Annotated in this window: 18 protein-coding genes; 9 read left to right on the plus strand and 9 right to left on the minus strand. The window is 72.7% G+C overall.

Translation table 11 applies throughout. The features are described from left to right. Nucleotides 1-362 precede the first annotated feature (362 nt). The gene (locus EDD29_RS03800) at nt 363-1,127 is read right to left on the minus strand and encodes an SWIM zinc finger family protein (RefSeq protein ID WP_246052495.1); all 765 of its coding nucleotides are present in this window, start codon (nt 1,125-1,127) and stop codon (nt 363-365) included. Next, nucleotides 1,127-4,297, minus strand: a complete 3,171-nt coding sequence (locus tag EDD29_RS03805; RefSeq protein ID WP_123662327.1) for a DEAD/DEAH box helicase — start codon at nt 4,295-4,297, stop codon at nt 1,127-1,129. The genes EDD29_RS03800 and EDD29_RS03805 overlap by 1 nt, the downstream gene beginning before the upstream one ends. A 138-nt stretch (nt 4,298-4,435) precedes the next feature. Here EDD29_RS03805 and EDD29_RS03810 point away from each other — a divergent pair, with 138 nt between their 5' ends. From EDD29_RS03810 to EDD29_RS03830, 5 genes are all read left to right on the plus strand, one after another. Then, nucleotides 4,436-5,200 carry an SDR family NAD(P)-dependent oxidoreductase gene (locus tag EDD29_RS03810; RefSeq protein ID WP_123662329.1) on the plus strand — a complete coding sequence of 255 codons (765 nt, stop codon included), beginning with the start codon at nt 4,436-4,438 and terminating at the stop codon, nt 5,198-5,200. Nucleotides 5,201-5,403: 203 nt separating this feature from the next. After that, the gene (locus tag EDD29_RS03815; RefSeq protein WP_342774393.1) at nt 5,404-6,312 is read left to right on the plus strand and encodes an acyl-ACP desaturase; all 909 of its coding nucleotides are present in this window, start codon (nt 5,404-5,406) and stop codon (nt 6,310-6,312) included. A 132-nt stretch (nt 6,313-6,444) separates the two neighbouring features. Continuing rightward, complete coding sequence (locus tag EDD29_RS03820; RefSeq protein WP_123662333.1) at nt 6,445-8,385, plus strand: serine/threonine-protein kinase; 1,941 nt, start codon at nt 6,445-6,447, stop codon at nt 8,383-8,385. Nucleotides 8,386-8,641: 256 nt separating this feature from the next. Beyond that, the gene (locus EDD29_RS03825; RefSeq protein WP_123662334.1) at nt 8,642-9,421 is read left to right on the plus strand and encodes an electron transfer flavoprotein subunit beta/FixA family protein; all 780 of its coding nucleotides are present in this window, start codon (nt 8,642-8,644) and stop codon (nt 9,419-9,421) included. Nucleotides 9,422-9,434: 13 nt separating this feature from the next. After that, nucleotides 9,435-10,379 (plus strand): electron transfer flavoprotein subunit alpha/FixB family protein, encoded by a 945-nt coding sequence (locus EDD29_RS03830; RefSeq protein WP_123662336.1) that lies wholly within the window; start codon nt 9,435-9,437, stop codon nt 10,377-10,379. A gap of 60 nt (nt 10,380-10,439) precedes the next feature. On the opposite strand, the gene EDD29_RS03835 is transcribed toward EDD29_RS03830, so the two are convergent. The 4 genes from EDD29_RS03835 to EDD29_RS03850 form a co-directional block, all read right to left on the minus strand. Beyond that, complete coding sequence (locus EDD29_RS03835) at nt 10,440-11,462, minus strand: J domain-containing protein (RefSeq protein ID WP_123662338.1); 1,023 nt, start codon at nt 11,460-11,462, stop codon at nt 10,440-10,442. Next, complete coding sequence (locus EDD29_RS03840) at nt 11,462-12,187, minus strand: hypothetical protein (protein WP_123662340.1); 726 nt, start codon at nt 12,185-12,187, stop codon at nt 11,462-11,464. Before EDD29_RS03840 ends, EDD29_RS03835 begins: the two co-directional genes overlap by 1 nt. Before the next feature lie 83 nt (nt 12,188-12,270). Then, complete coding sequence (locus tag EDD29_RS03845) at nt 12,271-13,458, minus strand: MFS transporter (protein WP_123662342.1); 1,188 nt, start codon at nt 13,456-13,458, stop codon at nt 12,271-12,273. Between the two features lie 126 nt (nt 13,459-13,584). After that, nucleotides 13,585-14,103, minus strand: coding sequence for a TetR/AcrR family transcriptional regulator (locus EDD29_RS03850; protein WP_123662344.1), 519 nt, complete (start codon nt 14,101-14,103; stop codon nt 13,585-13,587). A gap of 94 nt (nt 14,104-14,197) precedes the next feature. Between EDD29_RS03850 and EDD29_RS03855 the strand changes: the two genes are divergently transcribed. Further along, nucleotides 14,198-15,361 (plus strand): cysteine desulfurase family protein, encoded by a 1,164-nt coding sequence (locus EDD29_RS03855; protein ID WP_281280838.1) that lies wholly within the window; start codon nt 14,198-14,200, stop codon nt 15,359-15,361. A gap of 100 nt (nt 15,362-15,461) precedes the next feature. On the opposite strand, the gene EDD29_RS03860 is transcribed toward EDD29_RS03855, so the two are convergent. Then, complete coding sequence (locus EDD29_RS03860; protein WP_123662348.1) at nt 15,462-16,475, minus strand: DUF695 domain-containing protein; 1,014 nt, start codon at nt 16,473-16,475, stop codon at nt 15,462-15,464. An 88-nt stretch (nt 16,476-16,563) separates the two neighbouring features. On the opposite strand from EDD29_RS03860, the gene mnmA reads away from it, so the two are divergent. Further along, nucleotides 16,564-17,640, plus strand: a complete 1,077-nt coding sequence (gene mnmA, locus EDD29_RS03865) for a tRNA 2-thiouridine(34) synthase MnmA (RefSeq protein WP_123662350.1) — start codon at nt 16,564-16,566, stop codon at nt 17,638-17,640. Nucleotides 17,641-17,710: 70 nt separating this feature from the next. Here mnmA and EDD29_RS03870 read toward each other — a convergent pair whose 3' ends face one another. Both EDD29_RS03870 and EDD29_RS03875 read right to left on the minus strand, forming a co-directional pair. Continuing rightward, entirely contained in the window at nt 17,711-18,004 is a 294-nt protein-coding gene (locus tag EDD29_RS03870) for a SemiSWEET family sugar transporter (protein WP_123662352.1), read from the minus strand. Between the two features lie 114 nt (nt 18,005-18,118). Further along, a complete protein-coding gene (locus EDD29_RS03875; protein WP_148085870.1) occupies nt 18,119-18,715 on the minus strand; it encodes a hypothetical protein in 597 nt (198 codons plus the stop codon). A 79-nt stretch (nt 18,716-18,794) separates the two neighbouring features. Here EDD29_RS03875 and EDD29_RS03880 point away from each other — a divergent pair, with 79 nt between their 5' ends. Both EDD29_RS03880 and ligA read left to right on the plus strand, forming a co-directional pair. Continuing rightward, nucleotides 18,795-19,784, plus strand: a complete 990-nt coding sequence (locus EDD29_RS03880; RefSeq protein WP_246052496.1) for a methionine synthase — start codon at nt 18,795-18,797, stop codon at nt 19,782-19,784. An 83-nt stretch (nt 19,785-19,867) separates the two neighbouring features. After that, on the plus strand, nt 19,868-22,030 hold the full coding sequence (gene ligA, locus EDD29_RS03885) for an NAD-dependent DNA ligase LigA (RefSeq protein ID WP_123662358.1): 2,163 nt from the start codon (nt 19,868-19,870) through the stop codon (nt 22,028-22,030). The last annotated feature ends 20 nt before the right edge of the window (nt 22,031-22,050 follow it).

The raw sequence follows: 22,050 nt of genomic DNA on the forward strand, positions 1-22,050 counted from the left end.
CAGTCAGGGGTCGACTACAACGGGTTGGTAGCCCCCGGTGTTATGGAAATGGGCGGTTGATGGTGGTATGCCGTGCACATTTCGGGCGTGCAGGGGCCCCTGACTCGTCACTTGAATGCGTGGTGGCCTAGCGCAAGGGGGGATCGGCACTGTGCATTCCCGCAGGAATCGGTATATGACGCCGGGGACAGATCTTCGTACGGATCTTGAAGACGTCCGGCGAACCCGGAGTGAGCAGGTAAATCGCGCCGGAAAAAGTGGATCACGTCCGGATCTGGTCGTGATGTGTGGCTATTCGTATTTGCTGTGATTTGGTGGATCTTGTTGGGATTCACTGCCGTCACTCGGGTGCGCCCGGGACGTCACTCGCCCAACGCGCGGTACAGCGGCCCGAGTACCTCGGTGAGCTTGCGCCGTCGCACCCGCACCTCTGGCGGGTCCAGGAGGGTCAGCAGGAGGTCCGGCGGGGCGGGCGGCGCCGCCTGGCCCTCGCGCAGCGCGGCGAGGCCCGCGGGCGGGGCCCAGAAGCCCTCCGCGGTCAGCGGCGGGCCCGCCGGCTCGGTCGCCGCGGCGGACTCCGCCGGACGGCGGCGCAGCGCGGTGCGCAGTTCCTCGGCGGTCCTGCCGTTCCAGGCCGGGATGAGGAACGGGTCGTCGTCGAACGCCTCGGCCAGCATCGCCAGCGCGGCGAGCGCGTGGTCGCAGGTGCCGCCCCAGTCCGGGCAGTCGCACATGACGTGCAGGTCCTCGGCGGACTCGGGGAAGAGCGGCACCCCGCAGTCGGCGAACACCCGCTCCACCTCGCGCGGCAGCTCACCGCCGAGGATCCGCGCCCGGACGACCGAGCGCCGCGCCAGCTCGCCCTCGATCTCGTCCCAGCCCTCGATCTCCGGAAGCCCCAGCGTCACCTGGTAGGGCTCCTCGCGGGAACCCTGCACCAGGCCCGTCACCTCGTACGCGCGGACGTCCAGGCGCAGCACGCGGTCGCGGGCGGCCACGCCGCGGGCGAGCGGCCCGGTGCCGGTGAAGCCCGCCAGCGCCGTCAGGAACCGCCGGGACCACCAGGTGTCCTCCGGGGAGGCGGCGGCGCGCGGGGTCACCTTGCGGACCCGGATCGGCCTGGCCATCAGCCGCCCACCGCGTCCGGCGAGAGCGTCAGCACCTCGCGCAGCTCGGCGACCGACAGCTCGCCCAGCCAGTCCTCGCCCGCCCCGACGACGGCCTCGGCCAGCGCCTTCTTGCGTTCGATCATCTCGTCGACGCGCTCCTCCATCGTCCCCGCGCACACGAACTTGCGCACCTGGACGTCACGGGTCTGGCCGATCCGGAACGCCCGGTCCGTCGCCTGGTCCTCCACCGCGGGGTTCCACCACCGGTCGAAGTGCACGACGTGGTTGGCGGCGGTCAGGGTCAGCCCGGTGCCCGCGGCCTTCAGCGACAGCAGGAACACCGACGGCCCCTCCTCGCCCTGGAACCGCTGGACCATCGCGTCGCGCTGGTCGCGCGTGGTGCCGCCGTGCAGCCACAGCACCGGACGGTCCAGCCGCGCCTCCAGGTACGGCTGGAGCATCGTGCCGAACTCCGCGTACTGGGTGAAGACCAGGACCTTCTCGCCCGCCTCGAGGATCTGCCCGCACAGCTCCTCCAGCCGCTCCAGCTTCCCCGACCTGCCCTGGAGGCGGGAGCCGTCCTTCAGCAGCAGCGCCGGATGGTCGCAGACCTGCTTGAGCCGCGCCATCGTGGCCAGCACCAGGCCGCGCTTCTTGCGCGGATCGGCCTCGGCGATCCGCTCCAGCATGTCCTCCACGGTCGCCTGGTAGAGGGAGGCCTGCTCGACCGTCAGGGTGCAGTAGACCTTCATCTCCTGCTTCTCCGGCAGATCGGTGATGATCGACTTGTCGGTCTTGAGACGGCGCAGGATGAACGGCCTCGTAGCGCGCTGGAGCGCGGCGGCAGCCACCTCGTCGCCTTCGGCCTCGATCGGCGCCGCGAACCGCTCACGGAACGCCTGCTTGGGGCCGAGCAGCCCGGGATTGGCGAAGTCCATCACCGACCACAGCTCGCCGAGGTGGTTCTCCACCGGAGTGCCGGTGAGCGCGATCCGGCTCGGCGCGGGGATCGACCTGAGCGCCTTGGCCTGCCGCGTCGCGCTGTTCTTGAGCGCCTGCGCCTCGTCGCACACGAGCCGCGCCCACTTGACGGACCCGAGGGCGTCGGCGTCGCGCGCGGCGGTGCCGTAGGTGGTGAGGACGAGATCGGCGGACGCCGCCGCGGCGGCGAGCGCCTCGGCGTCCTTGTGCCGGCCCGCGCCGTGGTGCACGTGGACGCGCAGCTTCGGCGCGAACCTGGCGGCCTCGCGCCGCCAGGTGCCCACCAGCGACATCGGCACGACCGCGAGGGTCGGCGCCTGCTGCCCGGACTCCACGGCCCGCACCAGATGGGACAGGACGGTCAGGGTCTTGCCGAGGCCCATGTCGTCGGCCAGCAGCGCGCCGAGGCCGAGGCCCTCCATGAAGGCCAGCCACGCGAGCCCGCGCTCCTGGTAGGGGCGCAGCGTCGCGGCGATGCCCTCGGGCGTCGGGACGGGGGCGACGCGCCGGTCGGCCTCGCCCGACAGCAGGTCGCCGAGCGCGCCTCCGGCCTCGACCGCCACCAGCGGCAGCGACTGCTCGCCCGCGTGGATGACCGCGCGCACGACCTGGCCCGCGGTCATCGCGCCGGAGCCGCCGTGCCGCAGGAACTCCAGGGCCGTGTCGAGCTGCTCGGAGTCCAGCTCCACCCAGCGGCCGCGCAGCCTGACGAGCGGCGTCTTCAACCGGGCCAGCTCGGCGAGGTCGTCCTCGGCGAGGGTCTCCTCCCCGACGGCCACCTCCCACCGGAACTCCACGAGGTCGCCGAGCCCGAAACCGGACTTGGCGGACGCGCCGTCGGGATTGTCGGCGCCCGGGTCCTCGGTGCGCAGCTTCAGGCCGAGCCGCTCCTTGCCCGCCCACGTCGGCAGCAGCACGCCGAACCCGGCGGCCGCCAGCAGCGGCGCCGCGCCCTTGAGGAACCGGAACGCGCCCGCGACGTCCAGCGGCAGCTCGGCCGGGACGGGGGAGTCCAGCGCCGCCGCGAGATCGGGGAAGACGCGCAGCGCGCGGCCGAGCCCCGCCATCAGCGTCTCCTCGGCCCCTTCGAGGAACGTGTCGCCGTCCCAGATCCGCGCCGCGGGCACCAGCAGGCTCGGATCCTCGGTGCCCTGCACCAGGAACTCCACCCGCCACGGCGTCCACGCCGCGCCGTCCCCCGGATCCTCCTCGACGGGCCGCCCGGACGGCGGCTCGGACTCGGCGAGCGTCGTCGGCGCGGCCTCGAAGAGCCCGGATCGCCGCTCGGGTCCGGGCGGGGCGGACGCGGGCGCGGACCCCAGGGGGTCGGGCGCGGGCTCGACCAGCCGGAAAGTGAGGCGCAGCAGTCCTTCGGCGGGCCGGGCGGCGCGGAACCAGGAGTCGAGTTCGGCGCGCAGGTCGGCCGGGTCGTCGCCGGGCTCGCGCGCGACGAGCCCGGACGGCCCGGTCAGCGCCTCGACCCAGCGTTCGGCGAGCGGGATGTGCTCGGGCGCCTTCCCGGTGCGGGCGGGCAGCAGCGGATGCGGGGCGGCGGCCCGCACCGCGGTGTCGACCAGCCCGTCCAGCGCCTCGGCGAGCACCCGGGCGGCCGGACCGCCGGGCACCGCGGCCCGGCAGGCGGCGGGCATCGCCGCGGCGAGCCGCGCCAGCCGTCCCGGATCGGCGACCGCGCGCCAGTGCGCCACGAACTCGCGGTCCTCCTCGCGCAGCGCGGGCAGCACCCTGCCGCGCCGCGCCAGCGCCAGCGCGTCCTCGGCGACGACCGCGAGGAACCGCAGATCGGTCCCGGCCACCAGCCTCGGTCCCGCGCCGTCTTCCCCGGTCTCTCCGCCCTCGTCCTCGTCGCCGTCTTCCGCGGAGGCCGCGCGCCAGAACGGCGCGTTCAGCACGCCCATCGCCGCGAAGGGATCGAGGACCAGCGCGGGCACCTTCCACACCGCGAGCGCCGGAGAGTCCGCCGCGGCGGAGACCCCCAGCTCGCCCGAAGGCAGTGGCACCCCTTCCGCACTGGGCAGCAGCATCTCCAGGGTGACGCGCGCGGCCCCCCGCACCCGCCCCTCCAGCGCCGTCCCGCCGAACTCCCGCGTCGCGAACGGATGCACGCCGACGGCGGCGGCCCGCTCCCCGTCGTGCTCGGCCCACAGGCACAGCGCCCCGCCATGCCACACCCCGTGCGCCACAAGCATGCCCGCGAAGCTACCAGCGCCCTCCGACAGAACCGGCAGGGCGGCGCGGCCCCTGCCGGTTCCGCCCGAGCCCGCGGGGTCGCGTCGGGACGTTCGGGGTCTTCTGCCGGAGGTCCGCGGGGACTAGGGTGCGGGCGCATGTGGCGGACGGCGATGGTGACCGGGGCGTCGAGCGGGATCGGGGAGTCCTTCGCGCGGCTGCTCGCGGCGCGCGGCGCGGACCTGGTGCTCGTGGCGCGGCGCGGTGAGGTGCTCGAGGCGCTGGCGGCGGAGCTGCGCGGACGAGGCGTGCGGGCGGAGGTCCTGGCGGCCGACCTGACGCTGCCGGATGATCTCGCCCGGGTGCGCGCGCGGGCGGCGGAAGTGGATCTGCTGGTGAACAACGCCGGGTTCGGGGCCTTCGGCGGATTCGCCGAGCTGCCCGCCGACGACCACCGCAGGCAGGTGACGCTCAATGTGACCGCCCTCATGGAGCTGAGTCACGCGGCGCTCGGCGCGATGGCGGCCCGGGGACGCGGCGGCATCCTGAACGTCGCGTCCGTCGCCGCCTACGCCCCCTCGCCCGGCAGCGCCGTGTACGGGGCGTCCAAGGCGTTCGTCGTGTCGTTCACCGAGAGCCTGCACGTGGAGGCGAAGGCCGCGGGGGTCCACGTGACCGCCCTGTGCCCCGGCTTCACCCGGACCGAGGACGGCGCCCCGACCGGCCTCGTCTGGCTCGGCCGGGAGAAGGTGGCCGCCGCGGGGTTGGCCGCCGTCGAGCGGGGCAAAGACAGGTGCGTGCCCGGCGCGCAGTACCGTGCGCTGGTGCCGGTGCTCGCCCTGGTGCCGGCGGGCCTGCGCCGCACGGTTTCTGGTGTTCTGTGGCGGCGGCTTCTCGAGGCCGAGCGGCGGCGAGACTTGTGAGCTACCCCCAAACCCTGCCCGGAGGACTTGTAGCCGCCGCTCATATCGGTGCGCCGCCCGCCGCCCTAGCATGTTGACCGTCGTCACATCCGACGCTGTCGTCGGGGCGCCTTGGCGCGAGGGCGCCCGGGCCCGGGGTCCCCGCCCTGGCCGATCAACGAGATCCGAAAGGTCCAGGTATGCCGGAAGCTATTGACATTCAGGTGCTGAACGAGCTCGAACCGGTCGTGGAGAAAGAGCTGAACCGGCACTTGTCGATGGCCAAGGAGTGGTTCCCGCACGAGTACGTGCCGTGGGGCAAGGGCCGTGACTATGCCTTCCTCGGCGGCGAGGACTGGGTGCCCGAGGACTCCAAGGTCAGCGACGCGGCGCGCGAGGCGCTCCTGGTCAACCTGCTGACCGAGGACAACCTGCCCGGCTACCACTCGGCGATCTCCCGCATCATGGGCCGTGAAGGCGCCTGGGGCACGTGGGTCAACCGCTGGACCGCCGAGGAGAACCGCCACGGCATCGTCATCCGCGACTTCCTCACCGTGACCCGGGCCGTCGACCCGGTGGTGCTGGAGAAGGCCCGGATGCAGCACATGGAGATCGGCTACGAGCCCGACCACGGCGAGAAGGTCCTGCACGGCGTCGCCTACGTCTCCTTCCAGGAGCTGGCCACCCGCGTCTCGCACCGCAACACCGGCAGGGCGTCCGAGGACCCGCTGTGCGAGCAGATGATGCAGCGCGTCGCGGCCGACGAGAACCTGCACATGATCTTCTACCGCAACGTGCTCGGCGCCTCCTTCGAGGTCGCGCCGAACGCGGCCATGCGGGCCGTCGCCGACGTCGTCAAGGGCTTCCAGATGCCCGGCTACACGATCGACGGATTCCTCCGCAAGTCCGTCGCGATCGCCAACGCCGGCATCTACGACCTCCGGCTGCACCACGACGAGGTGCTCATGCCGGTCCTGCGCAAGTGGGGCGTCTTCGAGATCGAGGGCCTGGACGGCGAGGGCGAGAAGGCCCGTGAGGAGCTCTCCGAGTTCATGACCGCCCTCGACGAGGCGGCGACCAAGTTCGAGGAGCGCCGCGAGGCCCGGCGGGCCCGCATCGCCGCCCGCGGCTGACCTCCCGGTTCCCGCGGGATCGGGACGCGACGAAACCAAAGGCCCCGGCGCTTCGTCTCACTGAGGAGACGGGTGCCGGGGCCTCGTCCGTGCCACCCCGGCCGTGATGTTCCGGGGGTAGGGTTGGCCGCGATGAGTCGGCAAGGCCGAAGTGAGCAAGGCCGAAGCGATCGGAGTAGTGCCACGTCCGGGGACACCATCGGCCCGTACCGGCTCGCCGAGGTGCTCGGCGAGGGCGGCATGGGAGTCGTGCGCCGGGGAACCGACCCGGCGGGCCGGTCGGTAGCGGTCAAGCTGCTGCGCGGCGGCTCCGACGAGACCGCGCTGCGCCGCCTCGCCCGCGAGGTCGACACGATGCGGCGCGTGCGCAGCCCGTTCGTCGCGCAGATCATCGACGCGGACGTGACCCACGAGCCGCCCTACATCGTCACCCAGTACGTCCAGGGCAAGACCCTGGAGCAGACGATCGACGACTCGGGACCGCTGGCGGGCTTCGCGCTCAAGCGGCTGGCCTGGGGCCTGGCGGAGGCGCTCGCGGCGATCCACGCCTCGGGCATCGTGCATCGCGACCTCAAGCCCGGCAACGTCATGTTCGCCGGGAACGGCGACCCGATCCTCATCGACTTCGGCATCGCCCAGCCCGTCGACGCGACCCGGCTGACCTCGGCGGGGATGGTGATCGGCACGCCCGGCTACCTCGCGCCCGAGCTGCTGAGCGGCGACGACTTCCGGGCGCCCGCCGACGTCCACGCCTGGGCCGGCACGGTCATCTACGCGGCCACCGGGCGTCCGCCGTTCGGCAACGGCACGTTCGAGCAGATCTTCGCCAAGATCATCCAGGGCACGCCCGACCTCGACGGCGTCCCGGCGCCGCTGCTCCCGCTGCTGCGCAGCGCGATGGCGCAGCACCCCGCGGAGCGCCCCACCGCCAAGCACGTCGCGGGCCTGGTCGAGCGGATCGACCTCGAGATGACCATGTTCGACCAGACGCTACTGGACGACCGGCCCGCCCGCAGCCCGCAGCCTCCGCCGCCGGTGTCGCCGCCGCGCGACGTGCGGGAGATCCCGCGCCAGCCGGCGGGCGACGCGCGCCTGCCGCAGCCGAGCGACTTCATCGGGCAGATCCCTCCGGTGGCCCCGCCGCCGCCCGAGCCCTACCCGGGGCAGCAGGATCCGCACGGGACCCGGCGGTTCACCGGGACCAACCCCTTTGATCCCTATGCCACGACCGACGACCGCCCGTACGCGCCGCCGCCTCCGTCGTCCGCCCTGTACGGGCCGCCGTCGACGCAGGCGGACCCGCCGTGGGGCGGGCCGCAGGGCGGTCACCAGAACCCGTACGGGAGCGGCCAGCCCTACCCGTCGCAGTATCCGCCGCAGCCCCAGCAGCCTCAGCAGCCCCAGCCGTGGGCCGACCAGGCGCGCGGGCCGGAGACCAGACCCGACCCCGACCGGGCCGAGCGGCCTCCGGAGCCCAAGCCCTTCGGCCTCTACCAGGCGCTCGGGTTCCTGCTGCTGGCGGGCATCCTGGCGCTGGCGTGGGCGGTGCCGTCGACGGCGTTCGTCATCGCGTTCGTCGCGGCGACCCTGCTGCGCGCGGGCGACAAGGCCGCGCAGGGCACCGAGTCGCGCCGGGTCCGGCGCGGCGAGCGGGACTCCGATCTCGCCGGGACCCTGCTGCGCACCCCGCTGCACCTGCCGGGCACCCTGATCGGCACCGCCGTGATCACGCTGGCGAACCTGCTGCTCGGCATGCTGGTCGCCACGGGCCTCGTGGTGGCCGGGCAGCGGGGCAACACCGCGGTGACGATCGGCGTGGTCCTCGCCGTCTTCCTCCAGTTCTGGGGGATGGGCGGCACCGGCTCGCGGCGGCAGCTCGCCCGGATCTGGGGCGGCGTCCTGCCGCGCCGCGAGCCCGCGCTGATCGCGGTGCTGTGCGTCGGCGCCGCGGTCGCCGTGCTCGCCCTCATGGTCTATGACAGCGCCCCCGACCCCGGCGCGTTCGGGCCGTTCGCGGACTGGCTGGAGGACGCCTGGCGCACGGTCAAGGGCTGGGTGGAGGACTTCGGCTAGGCCCGGGGATCCCACGGGACGGGCAAGATCCGCGGGTACTCGCGCGCACACGTTAGTGTGATCCCCGCCACCTGTAGGCGCGAGATCCCCTGTACGGGGGCCCCTGGGTGCCGGGCGCGTGCTACCGGTGAGTAACATCGGGGTACGGTCTGACTGACCCCCGGATCCGAAGGACGTTCGGGCGTTTGGCAGGCTGTAGCCAACAAGGATCCAGTCAGCCCCACAGATGAAGTTGCAGGGAGGTCGGCCAGCGGCCATGAACATCGTCGTATGCGTGAAGCAGGTTCCCGACACGGAGAGCCCGCGCAAGTTGAAGTCCGATGACAACACTCTCGACCGCGCTGCTGCGGACGGCGTCATCAACGAGCTCTGCGAGTACGCCATCGAGGAGGCGCTGCTCATCAAGGAGGCGCACGGCGGCGAGGTGACGGTCCTGACCATGGGTCCGGACAAGGCCACCGAGTCGATCCGCAAGGCGCTCGCCATGGGCGCCGACAAGGCCGTCCACCTGGTGGACGACGCCCTCGTCGGCTCCGACGCGCTCCAGACCTCCTACGCGCTCCAGCAGCTCGTGGGCCGCGCCGGCGCCGACCTGGTGATCATGGGCTCCGAGTCCACCGACGCCCGCACCGGCGTCCTCGCCGCGATGCTCTCCGAGCGTCTCGGCTGGCCGCAGCTCACCCTCGCCAACAAGGTCGAGATCGCCGGCACCGCGGTGACGATCCAGCGGCAGACGGACACCGGCTTCGACAAGGTCGAGGCTTCGCTGCCCGCGGTCATCTCCGTCGTGGAGAAGATCAACGAGCCGCGCTACCCGTCCTTCAAGGGCATCATGGCGGCCAAGAAGAAGCCGGTCGAGTCCCTGTCCGTCGCGGACGCGGGCATCGACGCGGGCCAGGTCGGCGTCGCCAACGCCTACTCCGCCGTGGTCGACCACGCCGACGCGCCGGCGCGCGCCAAGGGCCAGGTCGTCGGCGACGAGGGTGACGGCGGCGTGAAGATCGCCGACTTCCTCGCCAGCAAGAAGTTCGTGTAAGGGGAGTAGGCACATGGCAGAGATTCTGGTCCTCGTCGACCACGCCAACGGCGAGGTCAAGAAGGTCACCTTCGAGCTCCTGACCCTCGCCCGCTCCCTGGGTGAGGCGTCCGCGGTCTGGATCGGTCCTGGCTACGAGGCGGCGGCCGACAAGATCGCCGAGTACGGCCCGGCCAAGGTCTACGTGGCCGCCGACGCCGAGCTCAACGACTACGTCGCGGCCCCCAAGGTCGAGGTGCTCCAGCAGCTCGCCGCGGGTGCCGGCGCCATCCTCGTCCCGGCCACGGCCGAGGGCAAGGAGATCGCGGGCCGGCTGGCCGTGCGGCTCGACTCCGGTGTCCTCACCGACGTGGTGGGCGTGACCGGCGACCTGGTCGCCGAGCACTCCATCTTCGGTGGCGGGGTCATCGCGCACGCCAAGGTCACCAAGGGCACCCCGATCATCGCGGTCCGCCCGAACGCGATCGCGCTGGCGGCCCAGGCCGGCAGCCCGGCCGTCGAGCAGGTCTCGGTGGCCCTGTCGGACGCGGCCAAGGCCGCGAAGATCACCGACCGGGTCGTCCAGGAGAAGGGCGAGCGCCCCGACCTGACCGAGGCCTCGATCGTCGTCTCCGGCGGTCGCGGTGTCGGCGGCGCCGAGAACTTCAAGATCATTGAAGGGCTCGCCGACAGCCTCGGCGCGGCCGTCGGCGCCTCTCGCGCCGCGACCGACGCCGGCTGGTACCCGCACCAGTTCCAGGTCGGCCAGACCGGTAAGACGGTCTCGCCGCAGCTGTACATCGCCGCCGGCATCTCCGGCGCGATCCAGCACCGCGCGGGCATGCAGACGTCCAAGACGATCATCGCGATCAACAAGGACCCTGAGGCCCCGATTTTCGAGCTGGTCGACTACGGCGTGGTCGGCGACCTGTTCCAGGTCGTCCCGCAGCTCACCGAGGAGATCGGCAAGCGCAAGTAGTCTGCGCCGGTCCCCGAAGGCCCCCGCCTCCCTCTGGAGGGGCGGGGGCCTCTTCGCGTCTTACGAGGCGGGTTTCAGTACGCCGGTCCAGGTGAGGGCGGAGCATCGGGTGTCCGTGCAGAAGTCCACGCGGAGATCGCCCGCGGCGTTGGCGCCGAAGCGGATCACCGAGTCGGTGCAGGTGCCGCTGGGCGTGCGCTCGTCCATCAGGGCCTTCCGCGCGGCGACGTCCCTGACGGACAGGGTCCCGGTGCACTTGTGCCCGGGATAGGAGGTCGAGCCCCCGTCCCGGGTGAGGGTCACCCGCATCTTCCAGGGGTCGCGCTCTTTGTCGGAGATATCGCGGATCGTCCCGGTCCAGGTGCCCTGGAGTTCGGCGGGCACTTCGGGGGCGGGGTCGGGGGACCCGGAGCCGTCCAGGAGGCTCACGACCACGGGGCCGCCGAGGAACAGGGCGGCCAACGCGATCGCGGTCTTCTGCCACAGGCGCAGCCGGTGCTTCGCGGCGGGAGGGCGGTGCGGAGGAACCCGGTGGTAGGGCGGAGCCGGGCGGACATACGGCGGGGCGTAAGGAGGGGGAGGATACGAGGGGGGCACGTACGACGGCGGGACGAACGGGGCCGAGTAGGGCGAGGAGACCGCGTCGTCCCACGGGTCGTCCGGCGGGTCGTCATCGGGATCGTCGTAGAGGTCGTCGTCCCAAGGGTCGTGGGCGGCGCGCGCATCGGCCTGTCCGGGCGGGGCGTCCGAGTCCGCAGCCCCGAAGGACGGGTCGTCCCAGGGATCCTCGTCCCAGGGGTCGTCGTCCGCGGGTCCCGTGTCCGCGGGGCCCGCGGCGGACCCGTCGTCGGCCGAGGCCCGCCAGCGGTCGTAGGCGGCGCGGTCCTCGGTGAGGATCCGCCGCGCCGTGTTGAGCAGCGCGGTCAGCTCGCGTGCCGCGGGGGAGTCGCCGTTGCGGTCGGGGTGGTGGCGGAAGACGAGGCCGCGGTGCGCGGCGTGGATCTCCCGCTCGGTGGCGTCCGGGGCGAGGCCGAGGACGGCATAGGCGTCGTTTCCCGCGAGGTCGGCGAAGCCGCGGGCCATCAAGCGCCTACGCGGCCGACCACCGGCGCCCGGTAGCAGCGCAGGGCCCAGTGCGCGGTGGCGTCGCTGTGCCCCGCCGGGACGATCTTCGACCCCGCCGCGAGCGTCAGGTCCCGCGCCCCGGCGAGCACCAGCACGAAGACCTCGAGATGGTGGTCGTAGCCCTGGTAGTACCAGTCGTGGAAGGAGACGGGGGAGTCGGAGAACGGGCTCTGGAGAAGGGTCTGCGCCTTCTCCGGGAGGTTCCCGAGGACTCCGCGGGCCGCGGCGGAGAGGCCGACGGGGCCCGCCGGGGCGCCGCCGTGCCCGGGACCCGCCGCGCCGGCCCGGGGGTGGGCGGGCGGCGGCCTGTGGTCGACGTCCCGGTGCCGGATCGGCCCGAGGCGGTAGGAGGACAGCGTGTAGACCGGGCGGTGGTCGGCGTTGAGCCGGGGCCGGGCGATGCACAGCGCCGACTCCCCGAACACCACGGCCATGGGCCGCCCGTCGGCGTCCGAGGGGTCGTCGGAGGCGAACCAGGCCAGGGTGGACCCCGCCCTCTGCTCCAGGAGCGCGCGGACCTTGGGGCTGAGGGCCTCCCAGCACGCGTCGCGCAGCCGGGTGCCGCCGAGCCCGAGCGGCTCCGCCCGGTGCACGGGCGCGCCCTGCGCGGACGGCACGGGGGTGTCCCGGCGACGGGCGGTGGGCAGCCGGTCGTCGCCGGGGCCGATCGGACGCAGATTCAAAGACGGCCTCCGCAGACGGGTGAGTTCCGTTCGGAATCCTGCCAAGACGCGCCCCCGGGCGTCCACCCGGTTCAGGCGTCCCGTCAAGCCGCCTGGAGTTCGGCGTCCGATCGGGGCGCGGGCGCGGCGGCGATGTCGGCGGAGGCGCGCATCGGGACGCGCCGGACGGCGAGCACGATGGCGACGGACAGGACCAGGACGATCGCCATGCCCGCGTGCACCGAGGTGCCCTCGGCGATCCCGCCGATCAGCACCGGGCCGAGCAGCAGGCCACCGTAGCCCATGGCGCCGACCTGGGCCACCGAGGCGGCCGACCGGCCGGGCGCCGCGGTCCCCGCGAGCGAGATCATCGTCGGGACGATCACGCTGACCATGAGCCCGGTCAGGAAGAACCCGGCGAGCGCCACCGGGACGCCCGGCGCGAACAGCACCACGAGCATGCCGGCGAACGTGCCGGTCCCGGCCGCGGTGAGCAGGCCGCGGCTGCCCAGCACCACCCGCGCGCGGTCGCCGATGAGCCTGCCGAGCAGCATCGCCGCCTCGAACGCCGGGTAGGCGAGCGCCGCGACGGCCTGGGTCGCGCCCAGGTCGTCGTGCAGGAGCAGCCCGCTCCAGTCCGCGACCGCGCCTTCGGCCATGAACGCCAGGAAGGTGATCGCGCCGATCAGGTAGACCACGCCGGGCAGGCGGCGGCGTCCGGCGCCCGCCGCGGCCTCGGCGGGCGGGTCGGGCAGGTAGGTGCCGCCGAGCGCCAGCGCCAGCGGCAGCGCCACGATCCCGACGGTCAGCACCGCGGCGCCGAACGACCAGCCGAGTGCCGCGGTGGCCGCGCCCAGCAGGCCGCCGGACATCGCGCCGACGCACCAACCCGCGTGCATCCGGTTCATCATCGGACGGCGTTCCGCGCGTTCGACGACCGAGCCCTGGGCGTTCATGGAGACGTCGGTGAGGCCGAACGCCATGCCGAACAGGGCGACCGCGCCGAGCAGCGTGCCGAAGTTCGGCGCGAGGCCCAGCAGCGCGACCGCCGCCGCGGTGGCCGGTGTGGACACCCGCAGGACGGCCCGGCTCCCGATCCGCGTGATGAAGGCGCGCAGGCCCTGCATGGCGGCGATCGCGGCGAGCCCCCACACCAGCAGGACGACGCCGACCGAGCCCGCGCCCAGGTCGAACGTGTCCTTCAGCGCGGGCATCCGGGTGACCCACACCCCCGAGAGCAGTCCGGCGAGCGCGAAGGTCGAGAACGTGCCCCAACGGGCGCGGAACAGCATGATGCGACTCCTGGCAAGACGAGACGTGATGATGCGTGGTGCTTCGGGGGGAGGACGCGGAGAGCCCGCGAAAGCGCGACCGGGATCACCCGGACGCGCTGGAAGAGGGAAGAGGGGGCCGCTGGTTTACAGGAGGTCGAGCATCCGTCGTCGCAGGGCGGCGTACTGCTCGGCGGAGTACCCGCCGGGGTCCTGCGCGGAGACCTCCCACAGGCCCTCGGCCGCCAGCCGGACGACCGAGGCGGTCAGCGGGTCGGGCTCCTCACCGGGGTCGCGGTGGTGCCAGCGGTGCATGGCCTCGGAGAGCGGCGTGCGCAGTTCGGCCGAACAGGCGGCGGCGGTGATCGCGGCCCACCGGCGCGCGGTGCGCTCTCCGGACGGGGCGGCGAGGATCTCGAAGCTCGCCTCGACGAAACCGCGGGTGTAGGAACCCCCGCGGGCGGCGTGCTCGGCGACGAGCGCGTCGAACTCGTCGATCACCCGGCCGACGAGCGCGCCGGTCAGGGCCTCTTTCGTGGGGAAGTGGTAGAGCAGCCCGCCCTTGCTGACCGCGGCGCGCTCGGCGACCGCGTTCAGCGTCAGCGCCTGGCTGCCGAGCTCGCAGAGCACGGCCTCCGCGGCGTCGAGGAGGGCATCCCGTTTCATGCCGCTTACTGTACCGTCCGGACGGTACAGTAAGCAAATGCGGGTCCTCCGGGCGGCGGATAGGATGAGGCGAACTGCTAGGAAGGAAGCCCCGTTGCCGTACGGAGATCACGCGGCGTATCTCGACCACGCGGCGACCGCGCCGATGCTCCCTGAGGCCATCGCCGCGATGACCGAGCAGCTGGGCCGCGTGGGCAACCCCTCCTCCTTGCACGCCGCGGGCCGCCGCGCCCGCCGGGTCGTCGAGGAGTCCCGCGAGATCATCGCCGAGGCGTTCCAGGCCAGGCCGTCCGAGGTGATCTTCACCAGCGGCGGCACCGAAGCCGACAACCTCGCCATCAAGGGCCTCTACTGGCAGCGCCGCGACCTCGGCCACCACCGCGTGGTCACCAGCGCGATCGAGCACCACGCGGTCCTCGACGCCGTCCACTGGCTCGCCGAGCACGAGGCCGCCGAAGTCGTCCACCTCCCCGTCGACGGCCTGGGCAGGGTCGCCCCCGCCGACCTCGAGGCCGCCCTCACCGACGACACCGCCCTCGTCACCATCATGTGGGCCAACAACGAGGTCGGCACCGTCCAGCCCATCGCCGCGCTCGCCGCGCACGCGCGCGGCCGCGGCGTCCCGTTCCACTCCGACGCCGTCCAGGCCGCCCCGTTCCTGCCCGTCTCCCTCGCCGAGGGCGCCGACGCCCTGACTCTCAGCGCGCACAAGCTCGGCGGTCCGCTCGGCGTCGGGGCGCTGCTGCTGGCCAAGGGCGTCGACCCGACCCCGGTGCTGCACGGCGGCGGCCAGGAGCGCGACGTGCGCTCGGGCACCCTCGACACCCCGGCCATCGCCGGATTCGCCGCGGCGGTCCAGACGACCGTCGCCCGGCGTGATGAGACCGTCCGCCGGGTCGGCGCGCTGCGCGACCTGCTCGTGGACCTGGTGCGAGCCGAGGTCCCCGACGCGGTGCTGAACGGCGATCCCGCCGACAGGCTCGCGGGCAACGCCCACTTCTCCTTCCCCGGCTGCGAGGGCGACGCCCTGCTCATGCTGCTCGACGCCCGGGGCGTCTCCTGCTCGACGGGTTCGGCCTGCTCGGCCGGGATCGCCCAGCCGAGCCATGTGCTGCTGGCCATGGGGATGAGCTCGGAGCAGGCCCGCGGCAGCCTGCGCTTCTCCCTGGGCCACGACTCCACCGAGGACGACGTGCGGGCGCTCACCGCGGTGATCGGCGCCGTGGTGGAGCGCGCCCGCCGCGCGGGCCTCACCTGATCAGGAGCCGCCGAAGAGGCGAGGACACAGGGGACGCGAAGCCGCGGAAGCCCGCCGGACGCACGCGTCCGGCGGGCTTCGCCGTCGATGAGCCGGACCGTCAGATGCGGTAGGGCTGGACCGTCCGCCAGGCCGGGTCGTGTCGGGACTCGACCTTGCCCTTGCCCTCCGGCCAGGCGGCCGCGAGCTGGTCGAGCTCGGCCACGACCGCGGAGTCGGGGTCGGCGTACAGGTGGAAGACGCGCAGGCCGTCGCCGGTCTCGCGCAGGAACAGCACCGCGCCGTCCAGCTTCTCGATCCGCTCCTCGACCGCGCGCAGCGCCTCGGACGACGGCGCCACCGGCAGCCGGTCCGGCCCGGAGTGGGCGTAGGGGAGCGTGATGCTCACGTGCAGGTCGAACAGCGGGTGGTCCTGCCGGTGCAGCGGGAACCTGACGGTGATCTGGGCGGGATGTCCTCGCGGGGTGCGGCCTTCGCCCTTGAGCCACGCCCCTTGCCTAAAAGGCTCGGCTATCTGCTCCACCACGGAGGCCAGGAGGTTCGGTGGCAGCGCGTCCATCGGGGCCTCGATCGCGATGGTCACATCGCCGATCCAGCGCGCCACGTCGTCCTCGCCGAGCGCCCACACCAGGACGGTCCCGGCCACCTGGAGCCGGGTCTGCTCGTCCACGAACAGGAAGTCCGGGTGGTAGGCCGCGATGTCGATCCGCGCCTTCCCCTGGTCGACCCGCATGCCGAGCTTGACGTAGGAGAGATCGAACTCGTGGTCGCCGAGGGCGAGCTTGGTGCCGAGCGCCTCGGGGTCGGCCTGCCGGGCGGCGTGGAAGGTCCAGCGGTCGCGCCGCGGCCTGCCCTTGCGCCAGCGCTCGGCGAGGCCGCGCAGCTCGTCCGCGCCCTGCCCGCTGATGGTGAAGGCGGGTGCTTCGGGGTCGATCTCCCACACGAGGTCCGGGTGGATCCGGTGGACCAGCAGGGTGATCTCCTCGTGCAGGTCCGTCGGCAGGGACTCGCCCGCCGCCGCGATCCGCTCGCGCAGCTCAGGCCACCGATCCCAGAACTCGGCGATGGCCGCGGCCGCCGGGGAGGTGTCACGTGAACGCTTGAAGATGCCCATATCGCCGCCCATGCTAAGGCCTCCGCGGGCGCCCTCGCCCAAGCTCGGCAGGTAATCGGGTGGACGGCGCCGATATCCTTGAGACACCATGACTCTTCGCGTGCTCGCCGCCATGTCCGGCGGCGTCGACTCCGCCGTGGCGGCGGCCCGGGCCGCCGAGGCCGGCCACGACGTGACCGGCGTCCACATGGCCCTGTCGGCCAATCCCCAGTCCTATCGCACCGGCGCCCGCGGGTGCTGCACCGTCGAGGACTCCCGTGACGCCCGGCGCGCCGCGGACGTGATCGGCATCCCCTTCTACATCTGGGACATGGCCGAACGGTTCTCCTCCGACGTGGTCGACGACTTCGTCGCCGAGTACGCCGCGGGCCGCACCCCGAACCCCTGCCTGCGCTGCAATGAGAAGATCAAGTTCGCCGCGCTGCTGGACCGGGCGCTGGCGCTGGGCTTCGACGCGGTCTGCACCGGCCACTACGCGCAGGTGTCCGACGGGGTGCTGAGCCGGGGCGTCGACGAAGGCAAGGACCAGTCTTATGTGCTCGCGGTGTGCAGCCGCGAGCAGTTGCGCCACGCGATGTTCCCGCTCGGCGACACCACCAAGGCCGAGATCCGCGCGGAGGCCGCCCGGCGCGACCTGCTCGTCGCCGACAAGCCGGACAGCCACGACATCTGCTTCATCGCCGACGGCGACACCCGCGGCTTCCTGGCCGCCAGGCTCGGCGCCGCCAAGGGCCCGATCGTGGACGAGTCCGGCACGGTCGTGGGTGAGCACGAGGGGGCGTTCGGCTTCACCGTCGGGCAGCGCAAGGGCCTCCGGATCGGCACCCCCGCCCCGGACGGGAAGCCCCGGTACGTCCTGGACATCTCGCCGGTGACGAACACGGTCCGGGTGGGGCCGCGCGAGGCCCTGGACGTCACCGAGATCGTCGCGGACCGGATCATCGGGCTCGAAGGGGAGCTGCCCGAGCGCTGCGCTGTCCAGTTGCGCGCGCACGGCGAGGTCTACCCGTGCGAGCCCTTGCGGGAGGACGGGGAACTGCGGCTGCGCCTGCTGGCCCCGGCCCAGGGCGTCGCGCCCGGCCAGGCCGCGGTCCTGTACGCGGGCGACCGGGTCCTGGGCTCCGCCACCATCGTCTCCGCGTCGCGCCCGGCACCCGTCTCCTGAGGGTTCTGGGGGCGGACCGGGCGGGGTCGTCCGGTCCGCGCTGCGGCGGGGATGCGGGGAGAAGGCGGGGTCAGGGGCCCGCGAGGGTGTCGGCCGAGGGGTCGGCGACGCGGGGCCGGGCGGTCTCGCGGGACTTCATGCCCGCGATGGTCGTGATGAACAGCAGGGTGACGCCGTTGGCGGCGATCAGGGCGAGGTCGCCGCTGAGGAGGCCGTAGGCGAGCCACAGCACGATGCCAGTGCCGAGCAGCGCCAGATACGTCCAGGAGATGTCATCGGTGGAACGGGTGCGCCATGAGCGCAGCAGCTGGGGGAGCCAGCAACCCGTGGTCAGTGCTCCGGCGAGCAGTCCGAGGCTCGTCATGACACGCAACTCCCTTCGTCGGCCTTGTCCAGTATTGGGACCGTTCCAGGAGAGTAACCCGCGTCACATTCACATGTCCGGCATAAGGCAGGATACGGACATGAGAACTCATCGTTACGGGACTATTACGGGAGCGGACGGGCCCCGGGACGGCGTGGACGCCGCGGTGAAGGCGCGGCCCAGGCCCAGCGCGGCCTCCAGCACGGGCATGAGCTTCTCGCCCTCGCCGTCGTGGTTCTGCATGCCCGCGGAGCTCTGCACGGCGACCCGGACGATGAACTGCGCCTCGACGGCCGAGGCGATGCCCGTCTCAGGGTCGTAGACGCCGTCCTCGCCCACCCCGATCAGCGACACCCGCTTCTGCTCCACATAGCCGTAGACCTGCCACAGGTCCAGGCCCGTGTCGACGTCGTACCGGCTGAGGTAGGAGACGACGAGCACAACGGCGTTCGCGCCTTTCCCCGCGGTGAACCGGGCGCCGTGCGTGCCGCCCTCAGTGCCCGAATCGCAGGCGGAGGGCGCGGCGCCCAAGGTGGCCTTCACCAGGTCGGGGGGGAGCCCGGCGCAGATATCGGGGGTCGGCAGGGGCGCGGCGTCGAGCCGCCCGGTGGGCGTGTACCCGCCGCACCCCGCCACCAGGACGAGGCAGATCGCCGTGCAGGATCTCCGCAGGGCCGTCCGAAGGGCCGAGCCGGGCCAGGAGGCGCGCATGGCGACGCAGGATAGGGCACGGGCCCGGCCTGGTGGAACGCAGGGCGGAGGCGCGCGGAACGACGGGCACAATGGGGCGGTGAGTCTTCCCTGGTCCGAGGCGAGCGCCACCGGCGTCGGCTCCTATCCCGGCACCGACGCCGCCGAGGTCGCCAAGATCGCCCTCGGTGAGCTGTCACTGCCCCATCTGCCCGAACTGCCCGAACGCGGGCCTGGCGCCGACATGGTCGGCCGCTCGGCGGGGCTGCTGGTCGAGCTGCCGGTCCACCTCCAGCCTTCCGGCTGGCGGTTCGCCGACCGTCCCGGCCTCGACCTGCGCCGCGCCCACGACTTCCTCAAATGGGACCTCGACCTGCTGGAGGAGCACGCGGCCGAGGGACCCGTCAAGATCCAGGTGTGCGGACCGTGGACCCTGGCCGCCTCCATCGAACTGCGGTCCGGCGCGCGGGCGCTGCGCGACGCCGGAGCCGTCCGCGACCTCACGGAGTCCCTCGCCGAAGGAGTGGCACGGCACGTCGCCGAGGTGCGCCGCCGCCTTCCGCGCGCCGAGGTCCTGCTCCAGGTGGACGAGCCCGCGCTGCCCGCCGTGCTCACCGGGCGGGTCCCGACCGCGAGCGGCTTCCGCACCCTGCGCTCGATCGCCGGGCCCGTCGCCGCGGAGCGCCTGCGCACCGTCCTCGAGGCGTCCGGGGCCTTCCCGATCGTGCACTGCTGTGCCAAGGACGTCCCGTTCGGGGTGCTGCTCGAAGCGGGCGCCAAGGCCCTGTCCGTCGAGATCTCGGCGATCCCCGCGCGCGACGACGACGTGATCGGCGAGGCGATCGAGGCGGGCATCGGGTTCCTGTTCGGGGTCGTGCCCGGGGTGGACGCGAGGCTGCCGGAACCGGCGAGGTCCGTCGAGCCCGTCCGCGACCTGTGGCGGCGCCTCGGCTTCCCGCCGGGGTCGATCGCGGGCCAGGTCGTGGTGACGCCCGCGTGCGGCATGGCCGGAGCTTCGCCCAGGTATGTCCGGCAGGCGCTCGCGCACTGCGGCAAAGCCGCCAAGTCACTGGCCGACACCCCTGAGTGACCGGCGGAAACTGTCGGACCCGGGCGAGAGGATAGGGGTGTGGTCGCGGCCGGGCGCCGCATGTCGAGCAGGAGGTTCGCAGGATGGACGCCGAGCAGTACGCCGAACGGCACGCGGAGCTCTCCAGGGAGCTGCGCGAGGCGAGCTACCAGTACTACATCCTCGCCAACCCGACGCTCAGCGACATCGACTACGACCTGAAGATGCGCGAGATCGAGGAGATCGAGCGCCTGTTCCCCGAACTCCTCACGCCCGACTCCCCGACCCAGCACGTCGGCACGCCGATCACCACCGAGTTCACCTCGGTGGCGCACCTGGAGCGGATGCAGAGCCTCGACAACGCGATGGACTTCGAGGAGCTGTCCGTCTGGGCCGAGCGCCTTGAGGCGTCCCTGGAGGGCGCGCCCGTCGGCGGCTACCTGTGCGAGCTGAAGATCGACGGCCTCGCCATCGCGCTGACGTACGAGAACGGCAGGTTCGTCCGGGGCGTCACCCGCGGCGACGGCGTCGTGGGCGAGGACGTCACCAACAACATCAAGACCATGCCGTCGGTGCCCATGGTGCTGGCCGGCGAGGACGTCCCCGAGCTCGTGGAGATCCGCGGCGAGGTGTTCATGCCCGTCGAGGTCTTCAAGGAGCTGAACGCCACCCGCGCGGCGGCGGGGGAGGAGCCCTTCCGCAACCCGCGCAACACCGCGGCGGGCGCGCTGCGCCAGAAGGACCCGCGGATCACCGCCCAGCGGCCCCTCACGCTCATCGTGCACGGCTTCGGGGCCTGGCAGGGGGGTCCGGGCGTCCCCGAGGCCCAGAGCGCCGTCTACGACCTGCTGGCGGCCTGGGGCCTGCCCGTCAGCGACCGCTACAAGGTCGTCGAGGACATCGCGGCGGTGAAGGAGTACATCGCCTACTACGGCGAGCACAGGCACGACCCCGCCTACGAGATCGACGGCGTGGTGGTCAAGGTCAACTCCCTCGCGATCCAGCGGCGGCTCGGCTCCACCAGCCGGGCCCCGCGCTGGGCGATCGCCTTCAAGTACCCGCCGGAGGAGGTGCGCACGAAGCTCCTCGACATCAAGGTCGGCGTAGGGCGCACCGGCCGGGTCACCCCGTGGGGCCTGATGGAGCCGGTCTCGGTCGCGGGCTCGACCGTCGAGCGGGCCACCCTGCACAACAAGTACGAGGTGGCGCGCAAGGGCGTCCTCATCGGCGACACCGTCGTGCTGCGCAAGGCCGGCGACGTGATCCCCGAGATCGTCGGCCCGGTCGTGGAGCTGCGCGACGGCACCGAGCGCGAGTTCGTCATGCCGGTGCACTGCCCGGAGTGCGGCACCGAGCTGGCCCCCGCCAAGGAGGCCGACAAGGACATCCGCTGCCCCAACTCCCAGCACTGCCCCGGCCAGCTCCGCGAGCGGATCTTCTTCATGGGCCGGCGCACCGTCCTGGACATCGAGGCGCTCGGCTACGTCGCGGCCACCGCGCTCACCCAGCCGCTGGAGCCCACGGACGCGCCCGTCAAGGACGAGGGCGACCTGTTCGGTCTGACGGAAGAAAAGCTCCTGCCCATCGTTAGCCTCGTCCTCGACCAGGACTCCGGCACGCCGAAGGTCGATCCGAAGACGGGTGAGGACAAGGTCGTCACCTTCTTCGTCAACAAGGACGGCAGCCCGAAGAAGGTCGTCGAGACCCTGTTCGCCGAGCTGGAGAAGGCCAAGACCAAGCCGCTGTGGCGGTTCCTCGTCGCGCTGTCGATCCGGCACGTCGGGCCGCGCGCCGCCCAGGACCTCGCCCGGGAGCTGCGCTCGTTCGACCGGATCTTCAGCGCCACCGAGGAGGAGCTGACCGCCGTCGGCGGGGTGGGCCCGACGATCGCGCACTCGATCACCGAGTGGTGGAAGGTGGACTGGCACCGCGGGATCGTCGACAAGTGGCGGGAGGCGGGCGTCGTGCTGGAGGACACCACCGCCGAGGACCTCCCACGCCCGCTGGCGGGCCTGACGATCGTCGTCACGGGCTCGCTGGAGCACTTCAGCCGGGATTCGGCCAAGGAGGCGATCCAGACCCTCGGTGGGAAGGCCGCGGGTTCGGTGTCGAAGAAGACCTCCTTCGTCGTCGTCGGCGAGAACGCCGGATCCAAGCACGACAAGGCCCTGGAGCTGGGCGTTCCCCTCCTCGACGAGGCGGGATTTCAGATTCTGATCAATCAGGGGCCGGATGCGGCCAAAGCCGTAACCCTGAACAAGGAGTAACCGGATTACGGTGGGGAAGG

Source organism: Actinocorallia herbida (assembly GCF_003751225.1).
Lineage (GTDB): Bacteria > Actinomycetota > Actinomycetes > Streptosporangiales > Streptosporangiaceae > Actinocorallia > Actinocorallia herbida.